Source organism: Flavobacterium sp. (assembly GCF_003525665.1).
Classification (GTDB): domain Bacteria; phylum Bacteroidota; class Bacteroidia; order Flavobacteriales; family Flavobacteriaceae; genus Flavobacterium.
The window spans coordinates 5,559-8,876 of record NZ_DQDX01000203.1 but is presented as its reverse complement, the minus strand read 5'-3'; the positions used below and the strand labels follow the sequence as shown (position 1 = coordinate 8,876).

The window sequence follows — 3,318 nt, the reverse complement described above, 5'->3', positions numbered from 1 at the left end:
AAATCTAAAAATAAAAAAGTTAGAATAGAATATTATCTAATTATTTTTTAATGAAATTTCAAATGGAACGCGTTGCACAATACTTCTACCCAAAGTCACCTCATCGGCATATTCTAATTCGTCGCCAACTGCTATTCCTCTTGCTATTGTGGATGTTTTTACATTGAATTCTTTTAGTTGTTTATAAACGTAAAAATTGGTGGTATCACCTTCCATTGTTGAGCTTAAAGCAAATATTATTTCGTCTATAACTCCCATTTTTACCTTGTTAACTAACGTACTGATATTCAATTGACTTGGACCAACGCCATCAATTGGTGAAATTTTTCCGCCAAGAACATGATAAATTCCTTTAAATTGATTGGTATTTTCAATCGCCATTACATCGCGAATATCTTCTACAACACATATAATTTTATGATTTCGAGAAGCATTTGAACAAATTTCACACACTTCAACATCGGAAATATTGTGACAGTTTTTGCAAAATTTTACATCATCACGCATTGTAGTTAATGCTTGCGACAAATAATGTGTTTGCTCTGAAGGTTGTTTTAACAAATGCAACACCAATCGCAAGGCAGTTCGCTTACCAATTCCGGGTAACTGCGCCATTTCGTTGACTGCTTTTTCTAATAATTTTGATGAAAATTCCATTTAGCAAAAGTAGTTAATTTTGAAAAAGAGAATAGAAAAAAGAGAATAGAAAATAGANNTCTATTTTCTATACTCTATATTCTCATTTATTCCTATTTTAGCACAAACAAAAAACCACTTTATGTCGTCAGGAACTATCTTAGCCATTATCATTATTTATTTCGGAATTCTGATTTTAATTTCAAATTTGGTCAGCAAAAAAGACAGCAGTAATGATGCTTTTTTTAAGGCAAATAAAAATTCGAAATGGTATTTGGTAGCGTTCGGAATGATTGGAACGGCACTTTCTGGAGTGACATTTATTTCGGTTCCTGGCGAAGTAGGAAATCCCGATTTGCAGTTTAAATATTTCCAATTTGTGTTAGGAAATGCCATTGGTTTTATTATCATTGCAACCGTTTTGCTTCCACTCTATTATCGAATGAATTTGACATCGATTTATAGTTATATTGAACAACGACTTGGTGTTGTGAGTTATAAAACTGCAGCAACAATCTTCCTGATAAGTCGCACGATTGGTTCTGCTTTTCGTTTGTATTTGGTTGTAATTGTATTGCAACGTTTTGTGTTTGATGCTTATAACATTCCGTTTGCAATGACGGTTTTAATTTCATTAGCATTAATATTTGCTTACACGTATCGTGGCGGATTGAAAACGATTATTATCACCGATACTTTGCAAACCTTCTTTTTAGTTTCATCGGTTTTCTTGACTATTATTTTTATTTGCAATAGTTTGGATTATAGTTTTACAGAAGCTTTTGAAGCTGTAAAAAACAGTAATTATTCGAAAGTTTTCTTTTATGAAGATTACTTAAAAGGCAATTATGTTGTGAAACAAATTTTGGGTGGAATTTTTGTAACTATTGCCATGGTTGGATTAGACCAAGATTTAATGCAAAAGAATTTGAGTTGTAAAAATATTGGCGAAGCGCAAAAAAACATGTTCACTTTTACCGGAATTTTTGTGGTAATTAATATTTTCTTTTTAAGTGTTGGCGCGTTACTTTACTTATATGCAGAGAAAAACGGAATTTCAGTTCCAATGGTTGATGGTGTGAAACGTACTGATTTATTGTTTCCAGAAATTGCTTTTAATCATCTAAATATTATTCCAGCAGTGGTATTTTTATTAGGATTGACAGCGGCGACTTTTGCCACAACCGATTCGGCTCTGACGGCTTTAACAACTTCTTTTTGTGTAGATTTTTTAGGAATGGACAAAGAAAGTAAAAATTGCAATAGTGAAATTCCAAATTCCAATGAAGAAATTGAAATAAGAAATAAAAAATTAGTTAGAACAAGACATTTGGTTCATGTTGGGTTTTCGTTGTTGATGTTTTTGGTGATAATTATATTTAATTCTTTGAATGACAAATCGGTTGTGACGATGATTTTTAAAGTGGCGAGTTATACTTACGGACCGCTGTTAGGATTGTATGCGTTTGGATTGTTTATGAAATCGAAAACGGTTCATGATAAATTGGTTCCGATTATTTGTGTGATTTCGCCTTTGGTTTGTTTTTTAATTGCTAAAAATTCGGCGGCTCTTTTTGGAAATTATGTTATTGATAACGAATTAATTATCGTTAATGGATTGATTACTTTTATTGGATTGTTGATGATAAGTAAGCCAGCTACTAGTCAGACTAAGTTTTAGAGATGAAACTTTATCAAAAGTTAAAATGAAAACTTAATTAGCTTTGAAAGTTTGGGAATGATAGCATTAAAATCCTTTATCAACTCCGACAGAGTTTCGAACTCTGTCGGAGTTAAATCGTTTAAAACATGAAAAAATATTTTGTTTTATTAGTAACTATTACACTATTTTCATGTAATGAAAATGATGAAATTTCATATCAACAACAAAACAAACAATCTGGTGTAGTAATTTCTTTTGATGATGATTATGTCAATGAATGGCATGCAGTAAATACCGTTTTGCAACCTTATAATTGGAAAGCTACATTTTTTGTAACTCGATTTAATCAATTATCATCAGATAAAATTCAAAAACTTAAAGCTTTAAAAAGCGAAGGACACGATATTGGTGGTCATGGTTTAAATCACTTAAATGCAATAAACTTCATTTCATCAAACTCGACAACTGCTTATATAAATGACGAAATTACACCTATGATTACTCAAATGAGTAGTTTTGATTTGCTACCAACATCATTTGCATATCCGTATGGTTCACGAAATACCACAACAGATAATTTACTTTTGAATGAATTTCAAATTATTAGAGGAACAACTTATGGCAATGCGGCTCCAATTTCGCAAAATTGTTACTATAAATCCGATAGTAGACTTGTTTTTGGTTTAGGGATAGATAAAAATTATTCACATTTTAATATTCCCTATTTTTTATCACTTTTAGAATATGCAAAAAAAAATAACAAAATTGTCATTTTTTATGCTCACAAACCAGTTTTAAGTTTTCAGAATAATTATGAAACCGAATATCAAACATTAATTGAAATATGCAATTATGTTAAAAATAATAATATGAAATTTTATACTATATCTGAATTATCAGATTTAGAACAGGCCAATTAAAAACTACTTTTCTAACGAAGATTTCTACAGATGTCTCTACAAAAATTAAAATGGAAACCTAATTAGCCCTGACAGAATGGAAATCCTTTTTTCAATTGC

3 protein-coding genes are annotated in these 3,318 nt (G+C 30.6%); 2 read left to right on the top strand and 1 reads right to left on the bottom strand.

Translation table 11 applies throughout. The features are described 5' to 3' along the window. Nucleotides 1-36 precede the first annotated feature (36 nt). The gene (gene recR, locus DIU01_RS14350) at nt 37-657 is read right to left on the bottom strand and encodes a recombination mediator RecR (RefSeq protein WP_290835622.1); all 621 of its coding nucleotides are present in this window, start codon (nt 655-657) and stop codon (nt 37-39) included. A 121-nt stretch (nt 658-778) separates the two neighbouring features. Between recR and DIU01_RS14345 the strand changes: the two genes are divergently transcribed. Together DIU01_RS14345 and DIU01_RS14340 are read left to right on the top strand one after the other, a co-directional pair. Continuing rightward, a complete protein-coding gene (locus DIU01_RS14345) occupies nt 779-2,317 on the top strand; it encodes a sodium:solute symporter (RefSeq protein WP_290835620.1) in 1,539 nt (512 codons plus the stop codon). 128 nt (nt 2,318-2,445) lie between these two features. Beyond that, nucleotides 2,446-3,219 (top strand): polysaccharide deacetylase family protein, encoded by a 774-nt coding sequence (locus tag DIU01_RS14340; RefSeq protein WP_290835618.1) that lies wholly within the window; start codon nt 2,446-2,448, stop codon nt 3,217-3,219. Nucleotides 3,220-3,318 lie beyond the last annotated feature (99 nt).

Coding starts and splice junctions, on each gene's coding strand:
- recR (WP_290835622.1), bottom strand. CDS start 657: ATGGAATTTTCATCAAAATTATTAGAAAAAGCAGTCAACGAAATGGCG.
- DIU01_RS14345 (WP_290835620.1), top strand. CDS start 779: ATGTCGTCAGGAACTATCTTAGCCATTATCATTATTTATTTCGGAATT.
- DIU01_RS14340 (WP_290835618.1), top strand. CDS start 2,446: ATGAAAAAATATTTTGTTTTATTAGTAACTATTACACTATTTTCATGT.